General features: G+C 58.5%; 16 protein-coding genes. 14 read left to right on the top strand and 2 right to left on the bottom strand.

All coding sequences use genetic code 11. From position 1 onward, the window contains the following. Positions 1-118 precede the first annotated feature (118 nt). The 6 genes from ABE464_RS01955 to ABE464_RS01930 all read left to right on the top strand — a co-directional run bounded on the left by ABE464_RS01955 (position 119) and on the right by ABE464_RS01930 (position 6,004). Complete coding sequence (locus ABE464_RS01955; protein WP_346470503.1) at positions 119-721, top strand: phosphatase PAP2 family protein; 603 nt, start codon at positions 119-121, stop codon at positions 719-721. A 117-nt stretch (positions 722-838) separates the two neighbouring features. Continuing rightward, entirely contained in the window at positions 839-1,180 is a 342-nt protein-coding gene (locus tag ABE464_RS01950) for a hypothetical protein (protein WP_346470502.1), read from the top strand. A 91-nt stretch (positions 1,181-1,271) separates the two neighbouring features. Beyond that, the gene (locus ABE464_RS01945) at positions 1,272-2,378 is read left to right on the top strand and encodes a polysaccharide biosynthesis/export family protein (protein WP_346470501.1); all 1,107 of its coding nucleotides are present in this window, start codon (positions 1,272-1,274) and stop codon (positions 2,376-2,378) included. Positions 2,379-2,391: 13 nt separating this feature from the next. Continuing rightward, entirely contained in the window at positions 2,392-3,081 is a 690-nt protein-coding gene (locus ABE464_RS01940; protein WP_346470500.1) for a YjbF family lipoprotein, read from the top strand. Further along, the gene (locus ABE464_RS01935; RefSeq protein ID WP_346470499.1) at positions 3,078-3,857 is read left to right on the top strand and encodes a capsule biosynthesis GfcC family protein; all 780 of its coding nucleotides are present in this window, start codon (positions 3,078-3,080) and stop codon (positions 3,855-3,857) included. The genes ABE464_RS01940 and ABE464_RS01935 overlap by 4 nt, the downstream gene beginning before the upstream one ends. Continuing rightward, complete coding sequence (locus tag ABE464_RS01930; protein ID WP_346470498.1) at positions 3,854-6,004, top strand: YjbH domain-containing protein; 2,151 nt, start codon at positions 3,854-3,856, stop codon at positions 6,002-6,004. The genes ABE464_RS01935 and ABE464_RS01930 overlap by 4 nt, the downstream gene beginning before the upstream one ends. 135 nt (positions 6,005-6,139) lie before the next feature. Here ABE464_RS01930 and ABE464_RS01925 read toward each other — a convergent pair whose 3' ends face one another. Together ABE464_RS01925 and ABE464_RS01920 are read right to left on the bottom strand one after the other, a co-directional pair. Then, positions 6,140-8,368, bottom strand: coding sequence for a polysaccharide biosynthesis tyrosine autokinase (locus tag ABE464_RS01925; RefSeq protein ID WP_346470497.1), 2,229 nt, complete (start codon positions 8,366-8,368; stop codon positions 6,140-6,142). A gap of 40 nt (positions 8,369-8,408) precedes the next feature. Beyond that, positions 8,409-8,849, bottom strand: a complete 441-nt coding sequence (locus ABE464_RS01920; protein ID WP_346470496.1) for a low molecular weight protein-tyrosine-phosphatase — start codon at positions 8,847-8,849, stop codon at positions 8,409-8,411. 373 nt (positions 8,850-9,222) lie between these two features. Here ABE464_RS01920 and ABE464_RS01915 point away from each other — a divergent pair, with 373 nt between their 5' ends. The 8 genes from ABE464_RS01915 (at position 9,223) to galE (ending at position 18,648) form a co-directional block, all read left to right on the top strand. Continuing rightward, the gene (locus ABE464_RS01915) at positions 9,223-10,641 is read left to right on the top strand and encodes an undecaprenyl-phosphate glucose phosphotransferase (RefSeq protein ID WP_346470495.1); all 1,419 of its coding nucleotides are present in this window, start codon (positions 9,223-9,225) and stop codon (positions 10,639-10,641) included. A gap of 142 nt (positions 10,642-10,783) precedes the next feature. Continuing rightward, positions 10,784-12,046: an oligosaccharide flippase family protein gene (locus ABE464_RS01910; RefSeq protein ID WP_346470494.1), complete on the top strand. Its 1,263-nt coding sequence runs from the start codon at positions 10,784-10,786 to the stop codon at positions 12,044-12,046. After that, positions 12,033-13,427: a bifunctional cytidylyltransferase/SDR family oxidoreductase gene (locus ABE464_RS01905; protein WP_346470493.1), complete on the top strand. Its 1,395-nt coding sequence runs from the start codon at positions 12,033-12,035 to the stop codon at positions 13,425-13,427. Before ABE464_RS01910 ends, ABE464_RS01905 begins: the two co-directional genes overlap by 14 nt. Beyond that, positions 13,424-14,272 (top strand): LicD family protein, encoded by an 849-nt coding sequence (locus ABE464_RS01900; protein WP_346470492.1) that lies wholly within the window; start codon positions 13,424-13,426, stop codon positions 14,270-14,272. The genes ABE464_RS01905 and ABE464_RS01900 overlap by 4 nt, the downstream gene beginning before the upstream one ends. Positions 14,273-14,377: 105 nt before the next feature. After that, positions 14,378-15,193 carry a glycosyltransferase gene (locus tag ABE464_RS01895; protein WP_346470491.1) on the top strand — a complete coding sequence of 272 codons (816 nt, stop codon included), beginning with the start codon at positions 14,378-14,380 and terminating at the stop codon, positions 15,191-15,193. A 103-nt stretch (positions 15,194-15,296) separates the two neighbouring features. Further along, entirely contained in the window at positions 15,297-16,406 is a 1,110-nt protein-coding gene (locus tag ABE464_RS01890; protein WP_346470490.1) for a glycosyltransferase, read from the top strand. 2 nt (positions 16,407-16,408) lie between these two features. Next, entirely contained in the window at positions 16,409-17,545 is a 1,137-nt protein-coding gene (locus tag ABE464_RS01885; RefSeq protein ID WP_346470489.1) for an EpsG family protein, read from the top strand. A 71-nt stretch (positions 17,546-17,616) separates the two neighbouring features. Then, entirely contained in the window at positions 17,617-18,648 is a 1,032-nt protein-coding gene (galE, locus tag ABE464_RS01880; protein ID WP_346470488.1) for a UDP-glucose 4-epimerase GalE, read from the top strand. Positions 18,649-18,806: the final 158 nt, after the last annotated feature.

Raw genomic sequence — 18,806 nt, 5'->3', positions numbered from 1 at the left:
GGCGTAAAGGATACAGGCAAACGAGGGGCCTCATCCATGCCCGGCCGGTTGCCCGCCACTCATCCCCGGCGGCGCCAACTGCCCTATGCTCCTCCGTCCCCTGCGACGAGTGACATGGATGCATCCTCTGTGGGTCACCCTCTCCCAACTGGGCGACAGCCGCTGGCTGTTGCCACTGAGCTTGGTGCTGATCGTCTTCGGCCCCGCGGAGAGCCGCGCCCTCCGCCTTCGCTGGGCTGTCGGCCTGGCCGTGGCCGGCGGCCTGACGCTGGCCTCCAAGCTGGCGTTCCTGGGCTGGGGCATTGGTTGGGCCCGGCTGGACTTCACTGGATTCAGCGGCCACGCCACGATGACGGCCGCCGTATATCCGGTCGCCCTGTATCTGGCTACTCACGGCCGACTGCGACACCCCATGCTCTGGGCACTCCTCGGATCGATACTTGCCGCGGCAATCGCGTACTCCCGCCTTCCGCTCAATGCTCACTCGGTCTCCGAAGTGGTCAGCGGGTGGTTGCTGGGCACTGCGGCAAGCGCCTTCGCCCTGTCATCGCATCGCGGAAAATGGCGCACGCCGCTGCCCATCCTCGCCACGTCGATGGCAGTAGGAATCGCCCTGCCATTGCTGATGCCCACCGTACGCACCCACGACATCGTGATGCGCATCGCCACAGGATTATCGGGGCGCGAACAGGCCTTCAACCGACATCACTTTGTGCGATAGGCGTCAAATATTCGGCGCGCGAATCCCACTTCTAAAGGTGAAACTGGCTTGACACTGAATAGCCTTCAACGCGAAGATAACGGCGAAAATTTACCTCACGGAGTAGGAAACCCCGTTATGAAGAAGATCTTTGCTGCTCTTGCCCTCGTGGCTCTCTCCCCGATGGCACTGGCTCAGGAAGCCCAGGTTGAGCAGGCTACTGCTGGCGTTGACGGCACTGCCGCAGCCACCAGCGCTGAAGTTGCCGGCGCCGGCACCGCCACCGGCGTCGCCACCGGCACCATCACCACTCTTGCAACGATCGGCGCCGGTGTCGCGGTCGCTTCGGTCGTCTACGCCGCCAGCTCGAGCAGCAGCAGCAGCGACGACGCCGGCAACAACAATGGTGGCGGCACCACTCCGCCGCCGACCGGCACCACCGGTACGACGGGCACCACCGGCACCACCGGCACCAACTGATCCGTTAGTCGGCATCAGGTCATTTCGCCCTCGCCGGGCGCAGGTCCGGCGGGGGTTTTGTTTTGCCCGACAGGGCCAGGAAGAATCATCGATGGACTGCAAACGTCTTGGCGCCACTCTGGCGTTCGCCCTTACCCTGTCTGGCTGCGTGTTCGCTCCCGGCCAACACATGCGCTCCGGCGCTCTGGCCCGTGATGATCAGCCGGTCGGCAACGACAACATCGAGCTGATCCATATCACACCGAAGCTGATTGCCATGGATCGCGCCTCGCGCGACGTTCCTTCGCTTCCGAACGCACTCACCGCCTATCAGCCCGGTCCGTATCAGATCGGCGCAGGCGACATCCTGTACATCACTGTCTGGGACCACCCTGAACTCACCGTACCAGCGGGTCCCCAGCAGCAGCTCAATGCAGCTGGTCGTCTGGTCCAGTCCGACGGCACGCTGTTCTACCCCTACATCGGCAAGATTGCCGCCGCCGGCAAAACGCCAGGCGCGCTCCGCGATGAGATCACCTCGAAGCTGGCACGCTACATCGAGGCGCCGCAGGTCGATGTCTCCATGCTCACCTATGCAAGCCAGCGCGTGTGGGTGACGGGCGCGTCCCGCCAGGCCGCCACCGTGCCCTTGACCGTGACGCCCTTGACCCTCGGCGATGCCATCAGCCAATCCGGACTTGATCCGACGCAGGCCGATCTCTCGGGTGTCCGACTCACCCGCGAAGGTGTCACCTACACCATCGACCTCGACCGCCTCGGCCGTCAGGGCGGTGGCGCAACCAACGTGTTCCTCAAAGCAAACGATCACCTCTACGTGCCCTATCTGGACCGCAAAGAGATTTTCGTTGTCGGCGAAGTGAACCAGCCCGGCGCCATGAGCTTCAAGACCAGCGATATCTCACTGAGCCAGGCGCTCGGTCGTGCACGCGGCCTGCAGCAGTCGACCTCCAACGGCAACGCCGTGTACGTGATCCGGGGATCGAGCGATCTGCAGAGCGCGCCTTCCAGCGTGTTCCAGCTGGAAGCGAAGTCGCCTGCGGCATTTGCTGTGGCCAGCCAATTCGAGCTCCTGCCCGGCGACGTGGTCTTCGTTGGCGCAGCCGGCGTGACCCGCTGGAGTCGCTTCGTGAATCAGCTGCTGCCGTTCACCTCGATCATCAGCAACGCCGCAAGCGCCCGCAACGATCTCGACAATTGACGGCGGGCCAATGATGAGCAGGACCGCTCTCGTTGCGTCGCAACGGATCTCGGGTATGCGCGGCGTGGCCGCGCTCATGTTGATGGCGATCGCCCTGTCAGGCTGCGGCGTAGTCGGGCGAACCAGCGTCAAGGCCGTGCAGATGTCGATGCAGGGCAAGCCGGACGTGCAGCCATCGCCGGCGGATGTCGCTGCCAACCGATATCCGCAGATCAAGGTCACCACCTCCCGGGGCGGCGCCGTGCTGGTCCTGGGCAACATCGATGGCGGTCGCCAAGCTTGGTACAGCAACGATCGCGGCATCGTGTTCCTCGCCGATGGCCTGCTTGTGGGCACGCACGGCGGCACACCAGAGCTGCAGGACATGCGCATCGAGGGTGAGAATCCCTTCCACGCCCTCCACCTGATCGACGCACCTGTTACCACGCAGCGTCGGTACGACGTCATGCCCGGCTATCGCTTTGGCATGGCCGTGAGCGGAAGACTGGAACGCCTCGGCACTGAGAACATCGAGATTCTCGGCACAACGCGTGCGTTGCTGCATGTTCGCGAGCGGCTGAGAGGCCAAGGCTGGAAACGCGACAACCATTACTGGGTCGACCCTGCAAACGGATTCATCTGGAAAAGTGTGCAAGCCGTTGCGCCCGATGCCAGCTTGGAGATCATCCAGCTCAAACCTTATTCCCTGGATCTGAAGCGTTGATCATCTTGCGCCTGGCCACCGTCGCCTTTGGCGTGGCTGCCTCTGCCTCCCTGCACGCCGCGCCGCCAGTCACTGTCGAGGTGAGTGGCAGTGTCCGTAATCCCGGCACACTCACGCTCGCCAGCGGTGCCCTCCTGTCCGATGCTGCGCTTGCAAGCGCGCCCGACGAACGCAGCTACATGCTGGGGGCCGCCTTGCTCAGGCACGGCGAACTCATCGCTCAGACCCGACTGAAGACGGGGCTTCTGTTCGATCTGGAGATGATCGAAAGCCGCGAGGCCACCGACCCACTCGGCGCGGCCGCCGCAATACGCATTGCGAGAGAACTTTCGGCCATGCCGGTGACGGGGCGAGTTCGCCAGATATTGGCGCCGCGCTCCCTTGAGGTGGACCTCAAGGGCAATCGCCCCTTGGAAGATGGCGACAAGCTGTATTACCCGACCCGACCCGGTACGGTCAGCGTGATTGGTGCTGTCGAGCAGACCTGCTCCATCGAACATCGTCCTCTTCAGCAACCGCTCGAGTACGCGCAGCAGTGCCCAGCCCTTGCTTCTGCCAGCAAGGATGATCTGTTTGTCATTCAGCCGGACGGCGAAGTCGAGAAACTTGGCATTGCTCTTTGGAACCGCAGCGCCGAATCGACGCTCGCCCCAGGCGCCATCGTCTTTGTGCCGCTCAACGCTCACCTCCTTCGCGACGTGAATCCCGCTTTCAACGAGGAGGCTGCGCGCTTCCTCGCCACCCAGGTGCTGGACGCGCCCGGAGCGCCGAAGTGATCCGCTTTGCCAGCACACCGACTGCTCGCTTGGGCCTTGCCCTCCTCAGCTTGAGCATCAGCTCCGCCCTGTACGCCCAGAGCGCACCGGCTCCCACTGCCAGTGATTGGGGCGGCATCGGCCTGCTGCAAACGCCAACGGCGCGCATGGCGGAAGAGGGCGAACTCGCCTTCACCGCCAGCCACACTTCGCCTTACAGCCGCTACAACGTGGTGTTGCAGCCTCTGCCCTGGCTGGAGGGTGCATTCCGCTATGTCTCGGTGGCCAACCGCCGCTATGGCCCAGAATGGCTGAGCGGTGGCCAGAACTACAAGGACAAGTCGATCGACTTGAAGATCCGCCTGCTTGAGGAAAGCCGATGGGTTCCCGAAGTAGCCGCGGGCTTCCGTGATCTGGGCGGCACCGGGTTGTTCTCCAGTGAATACCTGGTCGCCAGCAAACGGATGGGCGCCTTTGACGCGAGCCTGGGCTTGGCTACCGGCTACATCGGCAACCGAGGCGACTTCAAGAATCCACTGACTGCCATCGACGATCGCTTCGAGACCCGCCCGCGCGCCCAGGGCACCGGGTCATTGAACAGTGACGGAATGTTCCGAGGCCCAGTCGGCGTATTCGGCGGCGTTGCATACCAGACGCCATGGGAGCCGTTACAGCTGAAGCTGGAGTACGACGGCAACGACTACAAGCGCGAGCCGCAGAACAACAAGCAGCGCCAGAACAGCCCCTTCAACTTCGGCGCATCGTATGCGGTGAACAAGAATGTGCATCTGCACCTGGGCTGGGAACGCGGCGACCTGGCGATGTTCGGCGTCACGTTGCGTACGAACCTCGCTCAGGCCAGTTCCATGCCGAAGTTGCTGGACCCGTTGCCCGTCCCTTTGGATCAGCGCACCTCCCCATCTGGAACTGAGCGCACCGACGGTGCCGAGCACATAGCCGAGCCGCTCGACTGGGCCGCCTTGGCTCGCCAACTGGAGCAGAACGCAGGTTTGCGCGTGCAGAGCATCAGCCAACGCGGCGCGGAAGTAATTGTTTCCGGCGAACAGCGACGCTTCTACTACCCAGCACAGGGAATTGGCCGCACCGCCCGGATTCTGGACGGCAAGCTCCCCACTGACGTCGATTGGTTCACCGTGCAGAACACCCGCTTGGGTGTTCCGATTGTCGAGACCAGCATCGAGCGAAAGACCTTCGTCGACTACGTCGAGCACCGGAGCGATCTGAGCACCCTCGCCGGGCACATCGAAATGGCGCCACCCGCGACGCAGCGCAGGGAAACGCTTTACCAAGCACCGCTGCGCCGTTTCGACGGCGGATTCAACATCGGCTACCAGCAATCGCTCGGCGGTCCAGACGGCTTCGTGCTGTTCCAGGTAGCTGGCACGTATAGCGCCAGCGCTTATCTGGCCCGCAACCTGTGGCTCAGCGGCACCGTCAGCTACAACGCATATAACAACTACGACAAGTTCCGCTACGACGCCCCCAGTCGCTTGCCGCGGGTGCGCACCAACATCCGCCGGTACATGACGGCAGAGGATCTGACGCTACCCAACCTGCAGCTGACCAGCACCCACAAGCTCGGGCAGGACACATACGGGATGGTCTACGCCGGACTACTTGAGTCGATGTACGCCGGTGCCGGCGGCGAAGTGCTGTATCGACCACTCAACGAGCGCTGGGCGGTGGGCGTGGAAGCCAACTGGATCAAGCAGCGCGATTTCGATCAGCGCTTCAGCTTTCGGGACTACAGCGTGGCCACCGGCCACGCCAGCTTCTACTACATGTGGGGCGAGGAACGGCGCGTAGTGACTGCGCTGAGCGCAGGACGATATCTGGCTAAGGACTGGGGCGCCACTCTCGCAGTCTCACGCGCGTTCAATAACGGCGTCACCATGGGCGCCTACGCGACAAAAACGGACGTGTCATCCAAGGATTTCGGCGAAGGTAGTTTCGACAAGGGCATTTATGTGTCGGTCCCCTTCGACTTCCTGCTTCCGCGCTCCACACGCGCGCGCGCAAATTTTGCTTGGAACCCGCTCTACCGGGACGGTGGCGCTCGTCTCGCACGCAGTTACGGGCTGTACCAGATGACTTCGGAGCGGGATCCGGAGTTCTTTTTCGACAACCTTAAAATGATCGACGACTGAACCTCGCGGTCCCACGCCACCTCGTGCTGCAGGCACAAAAAAGGCCAGAAGCATGCTTCCGGCCTTTTTTGCATCCGCACCCTGCCCCGGAATCCCACAGGCAGAGCGCGCGGCCAGAGCCGCGCCTCATCGCTGTCACTTCTCGTTAGAGGCGTACTCGTAGTAGCCGTAGCTGTAGTAGCCGGTCGCGCGCTTTTCAACCGCGTTGAAGATGGCGCCCTTGACCTGTATGCCGTTCTGTTCAAACCGCTTCATCGACAACAGGATCTCCTTGGCTTGGTTAACGCCAAAGCGCGTCACCATCAGGGTCGAGCCCGCATGGCTCGACACAATAGCCGCATCTGTCACCGCAAGAATAGGAGGCGTATCCACGATCACCAGATCGTACTGCCGGGACAGCTCTTCAAGTAGGCGACCAAACCGCGGATGCATAAGCAGTTCCGACGGATTTGGCGGGATGTCGCCACGCGTCATATAGTGCATCATCTCAAGACCCTGTACCGGATGAATGGCGTCTTTTGACTCCACTTTTCCAGCCAGAACATCGGACAGACCATCCGTATGGCTCACGCCCAACACCTTGTGCAACGTCCCCTTGCGCATGTCGACGTCGATGACGAGCACCTTTTGCCCTGCTTGCGCGACGACCGCTCCCAAGTTTGCCGAAATGAACGTCTTTCCGACCCCTGGACGAGGTCCGGAGATGGCAATGATGTTGTTCTTCGCTTCGATCATCGCGAAATGTAGACTCGTGCGCAGGCTGCGGAGCGCCTCTACGGCCAGATCCGCCGGCTCCGCCGCAGCCAACAAGTGAGGGCGACCATCGCCAACGATACGCCCCTTCCCTCGTCTGCCTTTCTGGATCTTCAGCAGGTTGCTGGAGACACTCAATGGAATGGCCGCATAAACCGGCAAGCCCAACTCTTCAATCTCAGCCGGATCTTCAACACCTGGATTAAGCATGCGCAGCAGGAAAGCTGCAGCAGTGGAAATGAACACACCTAGCAGCATTGAGATCAGTACCGTCAGAGCCTTACGAGGCTTGACGGGCTTGCTAGTGTCAGCAACCGCCGCATCAACAATCCGGACGTTACCAACTGTTCCCGCGCGAGCGACATCCAGCTGCTGCGCCTGATTGAGCAGCGCCGTGTACAGCTCGTTGCTGACTTGAAGGTCTCGCGTCAACCGTAACAGTTCCTGCTGCGTATCTGGCAGCTGGCTTACCTCTCGGCGGAAACCGTCCTTTCGAGCCTGCAGATCACTAATCTGCTTGAGCATTGCGCGGTATGCCGGATGCTCACGAGTAAAGCTCCGATCCATCTCCGCCTGCTTCAGACGAAGCTGCTGGATACTGCCCTCAACGGCCACTTCTTGCTCAAGTAAGCCCTTCGTCTGCATCGTGATGTCAACGGAGTTCGCCCGCGACTGATAGGTAGACATTGCTACCTGCGCTTCTTCCACCTGCTTCCGAACAGTGGGAAGCTGATCCTTCACGAACTGAAGCTGGGATGCAGCTTCAGCCGATCCACGATCCACATTCTGCCGAACGTATGCCTCTGCGACATTCTGCACAAACGACTCGGCGCGCAGCGGGTCGCTATCCTCATAGCTGATCCTCAGGATGCCGGACTCCTTTCCCTGCTCACTGACATTAATCTCCTCCTGAAGGCCCACGATGACATCAAGCCGCCGCAGCTTCACCACCTCGAAGCGAGCGCCATCATTGGCTGAGATCTTTGCGACCTCCAAAGTAAGGCCGCCCTTGGAAGAAGAAATGCCCACTCGGCCTTGCAGAAGCTCGTTCCCGTCATCATCCATCAAACGGTACCCACCATCGGCACCTGCAACCACAAGGACAAGATGCTGATCAAGTAACTTGGGCGGCACGTCAAGACGCTGTATCACGAGGGTCTCGCCTCCCCAACTGTATCGCGACAGGCCGAGAAACGGGGGCGCCAGTTCACCCGGCGAACGCCCCTCGAAGCGGCGCGCAAGAAATCCGCCAACCAACGGAAAGCGATATGGCTCGACAGTCGTGTCAAGCTGCATCCGGTCAACAGCCGTGCCGACAACGGTGCGCGAGGTCAACAGCGCTACCTCAGTCGTGGCTGCAGCGCTTCCGCCACCGGCCAGACTTGTCAAATCTGCAAGACCTGGCATTGCGGGCATCTTAGATTCCACCTGCACCATCGCCTGAGCGCGGTATACCGGCGAGGTCAACAGTGCATACGCAGCGCCAATGAGAGTGAACAGAACGGTGGTGCCCAGAATCCACCACTTCCGATCAATCAAGACTCCCAACAGGTCGCGCAGGTCGATTTCGTCGTTTTCGCGGGCGGGCCGCACACTGGTTTCCTTGCTCATGGCTTCCATTTCTGTTGAAAACACCGCACCTGCGCGGTAGTTACTTGATGTGTGGGGCCCAACGGGAAACGCCCTGCTCGATCACGCCAAACACATGCTCGAAGGCAATCCGCTGCTGTCTGTAAGGGTCAGCGACCTCGGCCTTGCCATCCCAATGCCCTAACAGGAACGTCTTGCCGCTCACCTGCGGCACATCGCGGATAATTTTGGCGATGTGCGCCTGCTCCATGACCAAGATCAGGTCAGCAGCCGTAAGAACGGATGGAGTAGCTTGGCGCGCCTGATGGCCATTGGGGTCCAACCCATGCTCACGCAACAGGTCGGCCGCCGTCTGATCTATCGGCTTTCCAACCATGGCCTGAAGACCTGCCGAGGAAATTTCAAGCCCATGGCGTTCCCGCAGCTGATGACGCATCAGCACTTCAGCGGTGGGGCTGCGGCAGATGTTGCCAATGCAGACAAACAAAACTCTCTTAAACACGTAGTCCCCGGGTATCCATTCATTTCAAGCAACAGCGAGCGTCCTGAATCCCTGAAGGCGCGTTTACTGCGCGGCGCAGTCTACATCAACAAGACACGCCTCCACAGGCACCAGCGGCCAGCGCCCCATCTCCTTCGACCGTCCAGCGGATGCTGGGCTGCGCATCACCGCTACTAAGCTGCAATGAACCCATTGTGGCGCCATATGTTACGGCAATGTAGCCCCCAGATGCACGCCAAGTGAACACTCTGTTACCATTGGAAGGCGAACTGCAATGTCCAGTCATAGAACTGGCGGCGAGCACCCCATCTCGGCTTAAAGCCAGTCTCTCAATGGCCGTGCGCATGCCGGACTCACACATGGAAGTGGAAAAATGGCGTATCTGCCCGCCCGGCACCGATCCAGCATCTGGAGCGCTACCAGCAAGCTGACCGCAATCCTGGGCCTCGCACTGAAGGCTGGCGACCCCCTCATCGTGGTGGGAGGAGCGCTACTGGCCTACGACCTTCGGTTTGGCGAGCTAGCCCTGCCGATCAACTATGCTCGACTGGTCTCCATCACGGTCCTTTTTGCCCTTTTAGTATTGGGTACCTCATCCCTCTATGCCAGTTGGCGCGGTCGAGGCCTCTTGGCTGAAGGCGCACAGTTGACGCTGAAATGGCTGATCATTTTCGGTAGTTTGCTGGCGTACGCCACCGCTGTTCAGGTTACCGATGAGATCTCTAGGCTGTGGCTTTCCCTTTGGTTCGGGCTCAGCCTTGGCGGAGTAATCGCGCTTCGTGTCGTGATTCGCGCTGCCGCCGCCTGGGCAAGAGCTCGCGGCATGGATGTTCGAAGTGCGGTCATCGTGGGCGCTAACTCGGATTCAAAGCGAATTGCCGATACCTTTCGAAAGGACCCATGGGTAGGAATCCAAGTACGTGGCTGGTTCTCTACGCCAGCCGATCGCGGCAAGATGGATGACAGCTCCCACCTCGGAGCCCTTTCCAAGCTGGGCGCCTACGTAGAAGGCAATAGCATCGACCAGGTCTGGATTGCCCTGCCCATGCGGGACGAGGCACACATCTCAGCAGCTCTCGACCAGTTGCAGCACTCTACGGCAGACATCAAGTTCGTTCCGGACATGTTTGGCATGCATCTCCTCAATCACTCCGTGGAGCAGATCTCGGGACTGCCTGTAATCAACCTTCAGCAGACCCCTCTCCAGGGCGGCGCCAGAATACTCAAGGCCATAGAAGATCGCGTTTTGGCAGCGATGATTCTGCTCGCAATTCTCCCGCTGATGCTCGTGATTGCCATTGCCGTAAAGCTGAGTTCTCCCGGCCCGGTTTTCTACAGGCAGGAGCGAATGAGCTGGAACAACAAGACCTTCTGGATGCTCAAGTTCCGCTCCATGCCCACCGATGCGGAAACGAACTCCGGGGCGGTCTGGGCCAAGGCAGGCGAGAGTCGTGCGACCCGTACAGGCGCATTCCTGCGCAAGACGAGCCTGGATGAGCTTCCCCAGTTCATCAACGTGCTGAAGGGCGACATGTCCATCGTGGGACCACGACCCGAGCGACCTGTGTTTGTTCACAAGTTCAAGAATGAAATTCCGGCGTACATGAAGAAGCACATGGTGAAAGCCGGCATAACAGGCTGGGCTCAGATCAACGGCTGGCGTGGATCTACCGATCTTCACAAGCGCATTGAGTGCGACCTCTTTTACATCGAGAACTGGTCCATTCTGTTCGACCTGAAGATCGTTTTCCTGACACTATTCAAGGGTTTTGTACACAAACACGCGTATTAGCAGCGCCGGGATTGCCAACCCCAGCCATCAAGACACCTCGAAGAATGCCCTCCATCGGCAGGTTTACCGAGCGCTCCAGGGGAGTCGGCCGCCCCGCCATCACCAGCTTGGAAATGATCAGCAGCTTGGTTGTGAATTGAGAATGAAAGGAATAGCCCTAAAGAAGATATCGGGAAATGCGGGCGCGCTTTTGCTCATACAAGCCGCCAACGCGCTTCTTCCCTTGATTCTTGCGCCCTACCTGACTCGCGTCCTGGGAAAAGAAGGCTACGGACTATTCGCTTTCGGCGTCGCATTCATCCAGGTGGCCAGCATCTTCACGGATTATGGGTTTGGCCTATCTGCGGTCTACCAGATAGCGCGTGCCGGCAAGCACCGCGCCCGTGTGCGCCGCATCGCGGGTGCCGTCTATGCGAGCAAGGCGGCAATATGCCTGCTCGCTACAGGCGTCTTGCTCGCCTACCCCTTCCTACAAGACAGTTACGCAGCGCATCGCGACTATTTTTGGCTCCTCGCGCTGTCAGTGATTGGCCTTGCTGTCCAACCGGTATGGCTGTTCCAGGGGATCGAGCGCATGGGTCTGATCACCATCTATGTTCTGATCTCGCGGTTGTCATTCGTCGCCCTGACCATCCTGTTCGTGAGTGGACCCGGCGATCTTGAACGCGCAGCCCTGTTCAATGGCGTGACTCATATTGCTTCTGGGATCATCGCCCTTGCCTTCGTCCGACGCACTGGCTATTGGCCTGCTTGGCCCGGCCTTGGCTACACACTTGGCGTACTGCGCGCCTCCACCGGCTACTTCTGGTCGCGACTGGCGGTCGTGACATACGGCGCGGGTGCAATCCTGTTTCTGGGAACCTTCTCCACGCCTAGCCAAGTAGCGCTGTACTCGGTTGCAGAGCAGTTCTATCGCGGCGCACTGGCCGTTTATGCACCCGTAACCCAAGCTCTTTATCCGCATATGGCACGCTATCGAGACGTGGCCCTGTTCAAGAAGCTTTTCAAACTCGCGATTGCCCTGGCAATCGTAGGAATTCTCATCGGGTTAATGGCCGGGCAATGGCTGATCGGCTTCATCTTCGGTCATGACTATGAGCAGAGTTACTCTGTGTTTCTGGTCTTCATGCTGGCGCTGGCTGCAGCGGTCCCATCCATTCTTCTCGGCTACCCATTCCTTGGTGCAATGGGTAACCCGACAGCAGCAAACCGAAGTGTGCTTTTCGCTGGCCTTGTACAACTCCTCGCCCTTGGGGCATTGCTTGCACTGGGCTGGACGTCGGCATTGGCCGTGGTATCGGCCGTACTGATTGCCGAAATCAGCGCACTTGTGTGGCGCATCAGATGCGCAGCGCCGTATTTCAAATCCACCAATTCTCAGCGAATCCAGAATGAAGCAGGTTAAGAACGTAGCAGTCATCCTTGCCGGTGGCCGCGGAACCCGAAGTGGGTTCAGCAAACCCAAGCAAATGATGAAGCTGGCCGGCAGGCCGGTCCTGGAGCACGTCGCCAGGGCATTCCAGACCAATGCAGCAATCGATGAAATCCTTATAGTTGCAAATTCGGACTGCATTGCCGATATCGAGCAGACGGTGATGACCAGTCGCCTCAGCAAGGTCAAGTCCGTGATAAGCGGCGGAGCGGAGCGCTACGACTCGTCGATTGCTGCGATCAATGCTACGAAACACTACTGCGCGGATTTCAACGTGCAGCTTATATTCCACGATGCCGTTCGTCCGCTGCTAAGCCAGAAGATCATTGACGACGTGATCCATGCACTGGAGCGCTACAACGCCGTGGATGTTGTGATTCGCACTACCGACACAATCATCATGGCCGACCCCGTCACCAACACGATTTCGAGCATCCCCAATCGTTCGCTGTTGCGCAACGGGCAAACCCCGCAGGCGTTCTCCCACGAGACAATTGAGCGCGCTTACAACATCGCATTGCGGGATCCTGGATTCGTAACGACAGATGATTGCGGCGTTGTTCTCAAGTATCTCCCCGAGGAGAAGATCTACCTTGTAGACGGCGACACAAGCAACATGAAGCTCACCTACGAGGAAGACCTGCACGTTCTGGACAAGCTCTGCCAACTGCGCTCCACGCTTGTTGAATCCAAAGAGAAGATTCATTTCGCCTTGTCCGAACTTAAGGGGAAGGTGCTGGTCATCTTTGGAGGCACCAGCGGAATTGGCGCTAAAATGGCGCAAGTAGCTGAGGCATACCAGGCAATCGCGGTTATCGCCGGCAAGAGCAACGGCGCAGACATTACGAGCGTCGACAGTATTCGCCGCGTTCTGGATGACACCCATGCCAAGTACGGCCATATCGACTTCGTCGTCAACTCGGCTGGCGTTCTGCACCGCCAGCCGCTGATCGACATGCGCCCTGAAGACATCAGTAGCGCCATCCACGTCAACTACATTGGCGCGGTCAACGTGGCCCTCGTAGCATTCGATCACCTTCGCGCATCAAAGGGGCAGCTACTCAACTTTACGTCAAGTTCATACACGTATGGGCGCGCGATGTACAGCCTCTACAGTTCGTCGAAGGCAGCAATCGTGAACTTGACCCAAGCCCTCGCAGACGAGTGGCATTCGCAGGGTGTACAAGTGAACTGCATTAATCCAGAACGCACGGCTACTCCCATGCGTACAAGGGCTTTTGGACTGGAACCTGCAGATTCACTGCTGACGGCGCGGGATGTCGCGGAGAAGTCGCTCCTGGTGCTGCTATCCGAGCATACCGGGCAGATCTTCGATATCAAGAAAACCCGATGAATACAGGTACAGACATCAGCATTCAAGCGACACAGGACAGAATCCTCGCTATCTTCAAGTGCTTTGATCGGTTCTGCAGCGACAACAAAATTCCCTACTTTTCCTTGGGTGGCACGCTGCTGGGTGCTGTTCGTCACGGGGGATTCATTCCCTGGGATGACGACATAGATGTCGGTATTCCCCGCGAACACTATGACCGATTCATCACCCTCGCCGCAGAGATGCCCACCCCCTATCGCGTCGAGTCGCGAGAGCTCGACAGACAGTATATCTATCCCTATGCAAAGGTCTACGACACCAACAGCATAGTGACGGAGGACTACATTGAGCCCTTCACACGCGGACTTTGGATAGACGTCTTTCCGATTGACGGCACTTATGAAAGCTCAACATTGCAGCGGGCGCACTTTACATCCGTGAAAATCATCAACGCGATGGCGTTCATAAAGGCGCGACGTTACAGTCCAGACCCGTCGCATCCCATGAAGACCAACGCCAAGCGACTGTTGTCATTAGGCCTTTCCATCGTGCCTGAGCGAATGCTGCATTCGACACTGGAATGGCTTCTCCGTAGACGCTCACCACAGAACTCGACAGCGGCAGGGAACCTGCTCGGGCGCTGGGGTAAGCGTGAGATTGTCTGCTCTAAAATGTTCACAACAGGAAGCACCGTCGAGTTCTGCAATATGCATATTCAGGCACCCGCCTCCGCTGCAGCTTACCTTGTCGCCATCTACGGCGACTACATGAGGCTGCCCCCAGAGCATCAGCGGGTCTCTGGGCATAAGTTCACAAGAGTTGACTTCGTCAGTTCTTACATGAACCCGGGACACGTGGCGACATAAAAAAATAACCGCTACGCAGGGCCTCTGAGAAAGAAACCCCAGGCCTGAAGTTGGCAGGTCAACTTCCTGGCCACCCCAGATGATGACGCAACACTCGGAGTAACGATGCAGAACCCGGCAGTCTCGGTGGTAATGGCCGAATTCAATACCGACCCCCTCTATCTGGAAGAGTCGATTGAGAGTCTGGTCAATCAGACCTTCCGCGATATTGAGATCATCATCGTAGATGATGGTGGTAGCACCGATCTTGCTGGTATCTCAGCGCGCTTCAGCGACCCTCGAATCCGCATCTTGGATAGCGTGGGCAACCGGGGCCTTGTCTACTCCCTGAACAGAGGCATCCAGAGTGCCCGCGGGGAGTACATCGTGAGGATGGACACGGATGATGTCGCTACCCCGAATCGAATTGAGAAGATCCATGCGTTCGCCGTCGCAAATCCGCAATTCACAGTCGTCGGATCGCTTGCAGTCGAGTTCTCGGACACACACGGGACTGGTCGAATTCTCGGGCGCCCTGGCGAGAAGATCGCCAGAAACATCATGCGCGGGGATGCCCCCATACATCCTTCCGTGATCTTCCGCCGCAAGGACATCATTGACTCGGGACTTTACGACGAATTTCACCGGGCGGAGGACCTGGCGCTTTGGTGCAAGCTTGTGCTCGCAGGTAGGCGCATTTTTGTCATGAACGAAGTGCTGCTTAACTACCGCGTAAATCCAGCCGACTACAAGAAACGAACGCTCAAGCACCGTCGCGGTGAGATCAAGGCGCGCGCATTTTACTATCCAAAGCTGGGAGCGGGCCTGCATGAGTATCTATTCGTCATCAAGCCAATCATCGCTGGTGCGCTTCCCCGCAAGCTTGTGATCGCCTTCCGGAATCGATTCATCCTTGGGCAGACGAAGGATCCAATCCCGTGATTGACCTTGGCTTGAAGGGCGTGGCCGCCACCGACCGCCTCGCATCGGGATTTCAACGTCGCGGCTCACACAGCTTGACGGGACGGCGAGTCGATACCAACTGATGAAGACGATTATTCACATAGTTGAAGCGACAGCGACCGGCACGCTGTCCATGGTTTGCGTGTGCGCAAACCTGCTTGCCAGCCAAGGCCATACGGTTCATGTCATCTATTCACCACGTGCGGAGACACCTGACAACCTCGGCACCCTCTTCCACTCGAGCATTCAGCTTCACCGCGTGGAGATGGCCGGCAAGTCGATCATGGCGGCCTTCGTCCATGTGCGACGCCTGCTCCGAAAGACGAACCCGGACATCGTTCACCTACATTCCTCTTTTGCCGGATTCATCGGCCGGATCGCCAGCATCGGACTAGCCGGCCCTACCCGCCTGTTCTACAGCCCTCACTGCATCTCGGTAATGCGAGAGGACATCAGGTACAAGAAGTATGTATTCGCACTGCTTGAGCGCGTTGCCAGCATAAAGTCCTGTACGTACTTGGCCTGTTCAAACAGTGAACGGGTAGCAATCAGGAAGTGGGTTGGTGTCGAGGCAGTTTTGCTTGAGAACGCGGTTGATTTCGCCGACTGCGCAGCCTCACCCGGCTTGGGAATGAACCTTGCAGCATCCGAGCCCCTGACAGTGGTTTCAGTGGGCGGCATCAGACCGCAGAAGGATCCGGCACTGTTGGCCGAGATCGCGCGAGGATGCTTCAGTGCTGGATTGAACATTCGATTCGTCTGGGCGGGTGACGGCGATCCCGAGACGGCGTCTGTTCTCATTCATTCCGGCGTTGAAGTGACGGGATGGCTGGAAAAGAAGGACGTCCATGATCTACTTTCGCGCAGCAGCGTGTACATTTCGACTGCAAGATGGGAGGGCCTCCCCGTTTCGGTCATTGAAGCCATGGCAAGCGGCATGCTCGTAATGGCAACGCGTTGCGCAGGGAACGTTGATGCAGTTGAGCATGGTCGCACGGGCTTGTTGTTCAACACCGCCGAAGAAGCTGTTGAGCTTCTGGCATGTTTGTCGACGGGGCGGCTGGATCCCGCAGCGATGATCGAAGCGGGCACCCAGGAAGCTGGCACCCGCTTCTCGCTCCAGCAATTCTCCAAGCGACTTGCTGCGGCATACGGCACCACGTCCTCTTTAACAACACAAATAATTTACTGACAATGGGCATTGAGACGCTTCTTCTTCTGTCGCTCCCGATACTGTTCGGAACGATGCTCATGTGCATCTCCGCTGGAGACCGACCTGCCTACGCAGCCACCAATCGATCTAGCAGTCATCTGCTCAAGCTTGTTCTGTTGGTCCTTCCGATTTTTGCCTACGGCTTCTATCTGGTCGCCCTCCGGCCTCTGGATGCTGGAAACGACACTGCACGGTACGTCCGCACCTATAACCAGCTAAATGGGATAGTGAACTCCGTAGCCGTGGGAGCGCGTTTCTTTGGAAACACTGAGTTCCTCTGGTGGCCGCTGCAGAGTCTGCTCAAGTTGTTTCTATCCTCCAGGGGCTGGCTGATTGCCAACTACTTGCTCGTTTTCGCCTTCACCGCCCTGTACTACAAGAGAGCCGCGAGACCACTGAAACTGGCCCCGGAGATCTTTGCTCTTGTGTTCCTCACCTTCTTCCTGGTGTATTCCGGAAACATCATGAGGCAGGCACTAGCCGCGCCAATTGGCGCGATTGGATTCTACCTTGCATTGGAACGTCGATTCCTTCGGGCCGCAGTTCTGATCGCGGTATCAGTCGGGCTGCACTGGTCCTCCATTGTATTTGTGGCGGCGCCGCTCCTGCTCCTGCGGGTTTTTGATCGCGATGGAATCTATTTCGCCCTTCCACCGATGGCACTTGCATTTTCCGCGCTTTCATCGACGGTTATTGGCGACCTGGTCAGCGCACTGAACATCCCGGGCATATCGGAGAAGTTCAATTTGTATTTCTCATTGGATCATCAGTCGCACGTGGGCGCAGTCTGGAAGACCGCGAATTTCTGGATATGCTCCGTATCATCCATTGCATTTCTCATCATTTCCCGCGCCAGCAAGCAAGAAGACAAGCGACTTCACAAGTACACGCTACTTTTCATCTCACTGGTGTTGTTCGGCATCAATACTGCGGATTTTTCGGAGCGCTACATTCCGCTGCTGCTACTCGTGTTGCCGCTCCAGATCGCAGTTCTAGTGGAGCGCTTCAGTGTTCCTAGCGCGGTGAAGAACATGATTGTATTCGGCTCATTCGTTTTGCTTGCAACCTTGGTCTTTTTCGCCGAGAGCTCTCAGCACACATTGGGATACACCGTTTGAAAACGCTGCAGATATGCCTAGAGCAACCTGACAGTCAATAAAGATCAGGAATGAACTAAAGGAGTAATGGCGTGAAACAGGAACGCAACATCCTAATTTGTGGCGGCGCTGGCTATATCGGCAGCCACATGGCGCAATGGCTTGCCGAGCACGGCCACCAGGTGACAGTTTTAGACAACCTATCAACCGGGCACCGCGAGGCCGTGCGTTGGGGGGGGCTGATTGAGGCCGATCTAATGGATCCAGCCAGCCTCGAACGAGCCTTCGGCGGACAGCGGTTCGACGCCGTAATGCACTTCTGCGCCCGTTCGCTAGTAGGCGAGTCGGTCAGTCAGCCCTATGCGTATTATGCCAATAACGTCACTGGGACACTAAACCTTCTGGAGGCAATGAAGCAGCATGGCGTGGATAAGCTGGTATTTTCTTCAACCGCAGCGGTGTTCGGCAATCCCATCGCAGACGCAATTGACGAAGGCCATCCCAAGTCCCCGATTAATCCTTACGGCGCCAGCAAATTGATGGCTGAGCGCTTCCTTGCAGATGCTGCCGAAGCCTATGGGCTGCGGTCAGTAGCGCTGCGCTATTTCAACGCTGCTGGAGCCCTACCTGACCATGGCATCGGTGAAGCTCACGCATGTGAGACCCATCTGATACCTAACGTGTTGCGGGCGGCATTAGGTCAGGGCCCGTCACTGAAGGTCTTCGGCAACGACTACGATACGGCCGATGGCACTTGCGTGCGTGACTATGTGCATGTTCAGGACCTTGCCCAGGCCCACGCACTTGCGTTGAATTTCATGGACAGGAAAGAAGGAGCCCACACGTTCAACCTGGGCAATGGGCAAGGATTCTCCGTTCACGATGTGATCGCCACCGCAGCCAACGTCGCTGGCCTTCCAATCCCTTATGAGGTAAGTGCAAGGCGCGAAGGCGATCCAGCGCGACTGGTCGCAACCAGCGGCAAGGCACGCGAGCAGCTCGGTTGGGCGCCGCAGTGGACCGAACTTGCAGCGATCATTGAGAGCGCATGGCTCTGGCATCGTGACCAGCCAGCGTGGTCGACACACCATGCCCACAAGAAACCTCTTGTTCAGGCTGCCTGAGCGGCTGAAGAAGACTGCAGCGTGAGCCATCGACGGGCGGCCGCAGACGCCCCCTCCTGAAACACTGCAAGTATGAATTCGGGGCCCCGGCCGCCCCGAGGCTCACCCGCGCCCAAACTACGCCGCACCGCCAGATGAGTCATCGCGCCCCTCTGTTA

This window comes from Stenotrophomonas sp. TWI587, assembly GCF_039674145.1.
Classification (GTDB): domain Bacteria; phylum Pseudomonadota; class Gammaproteobacteria; order Xanthomonadales; family Xanthomonadaceae; genus Stenotrophomonas; species Stenotrophomonas maltophilia_AY.
The sequence above is the reverse complement of the archived record's forward strand: the minus strand, read 5'-3'. Positions and strand labels throughout refer to the sequence as shown.

Coding starts and splice junctions, on each gene's coding strand:
- ABE464_RS01950 (WP_346470502.1), top strand. CDS start 839: ATGAAGAAGATCTTTGCTGCTCTTGCCCTCGTGGCTCTCTCCCCGATG.
- ABE464_RS01890 (WP_346470490.1), top strand. CDS start 15,297: ATGAAGACGATTATTCACATAGTTGAAGCGACAGCGACCGGCACGCTG.
- ABE464_RS01910 (WP_346470494.1), top strand. CDS start 10,784: ATGAAAGGAATAGCCCTAAAGAAGATATCGGGAAATGCGGGCGCGCTT.
- ABE464_RS01895 (WP_346470491.1), top strand. CDS start 14,378: ATGCAGAACCCGGCAGTCTCGGTGGTAATGGCCGAATTCAATACCGAC.
- ABE464_RS01955 (WP_346470503.1), top strand. CDS start 119: ATGCATCCTCTGTGGGTCACCCTCTCCCAACTGGGCGACAGCCGCTGG.
- ABE464_RS01940 (WP_346470500.1), top strand. CDS start 2,392: ATGAGCAGGACCGCTCTCGTTGCGTCGCAACGGATCTCGGGTATGCGC.
- ABE464_RS01905 (WP_346470493.1), top strand. CDS start 12,033: ATGAAGCAGGTTAAGAACGTAGCAGTCATCCTTGCCGGTGGCCGCGGA.
- ABE464_RS01885 (WP_346470489.1), top strand. CDS start 16,409: ATGGGCATTGAGACGCTTCTTCTTCTGTCGCTCCCGATACTGTTCGGA.
- ABE464_RS01900 (WP_346470492.1), top strand. CDS start 13,424: ATGAATACAGGTACAGACATCAGCATTCAAGCGACACAGGACAGAATC.
- ABE464_RS01915 (WP_346470495.1), top strand. CDS start 9,223: ATGGCGTATCTGCCCGCCCGGCACCGATCCAGCATCTGGAGCGCTACC.
- ABE464_RS01925 (WP_346470497.1), bottom strand. CDS start 8,368: ATGAGCAAGGAAACCAGTGTGCGGCCCGCCCGCGAAAACGACGAAATC.
- ABE464_RS01945 (WP_346470501.1), top strand. CDS start 1,272: ATGGACTGCAAACGTCTTGGCGCCACTCTGGCGTTCGCCCTTACCCTG.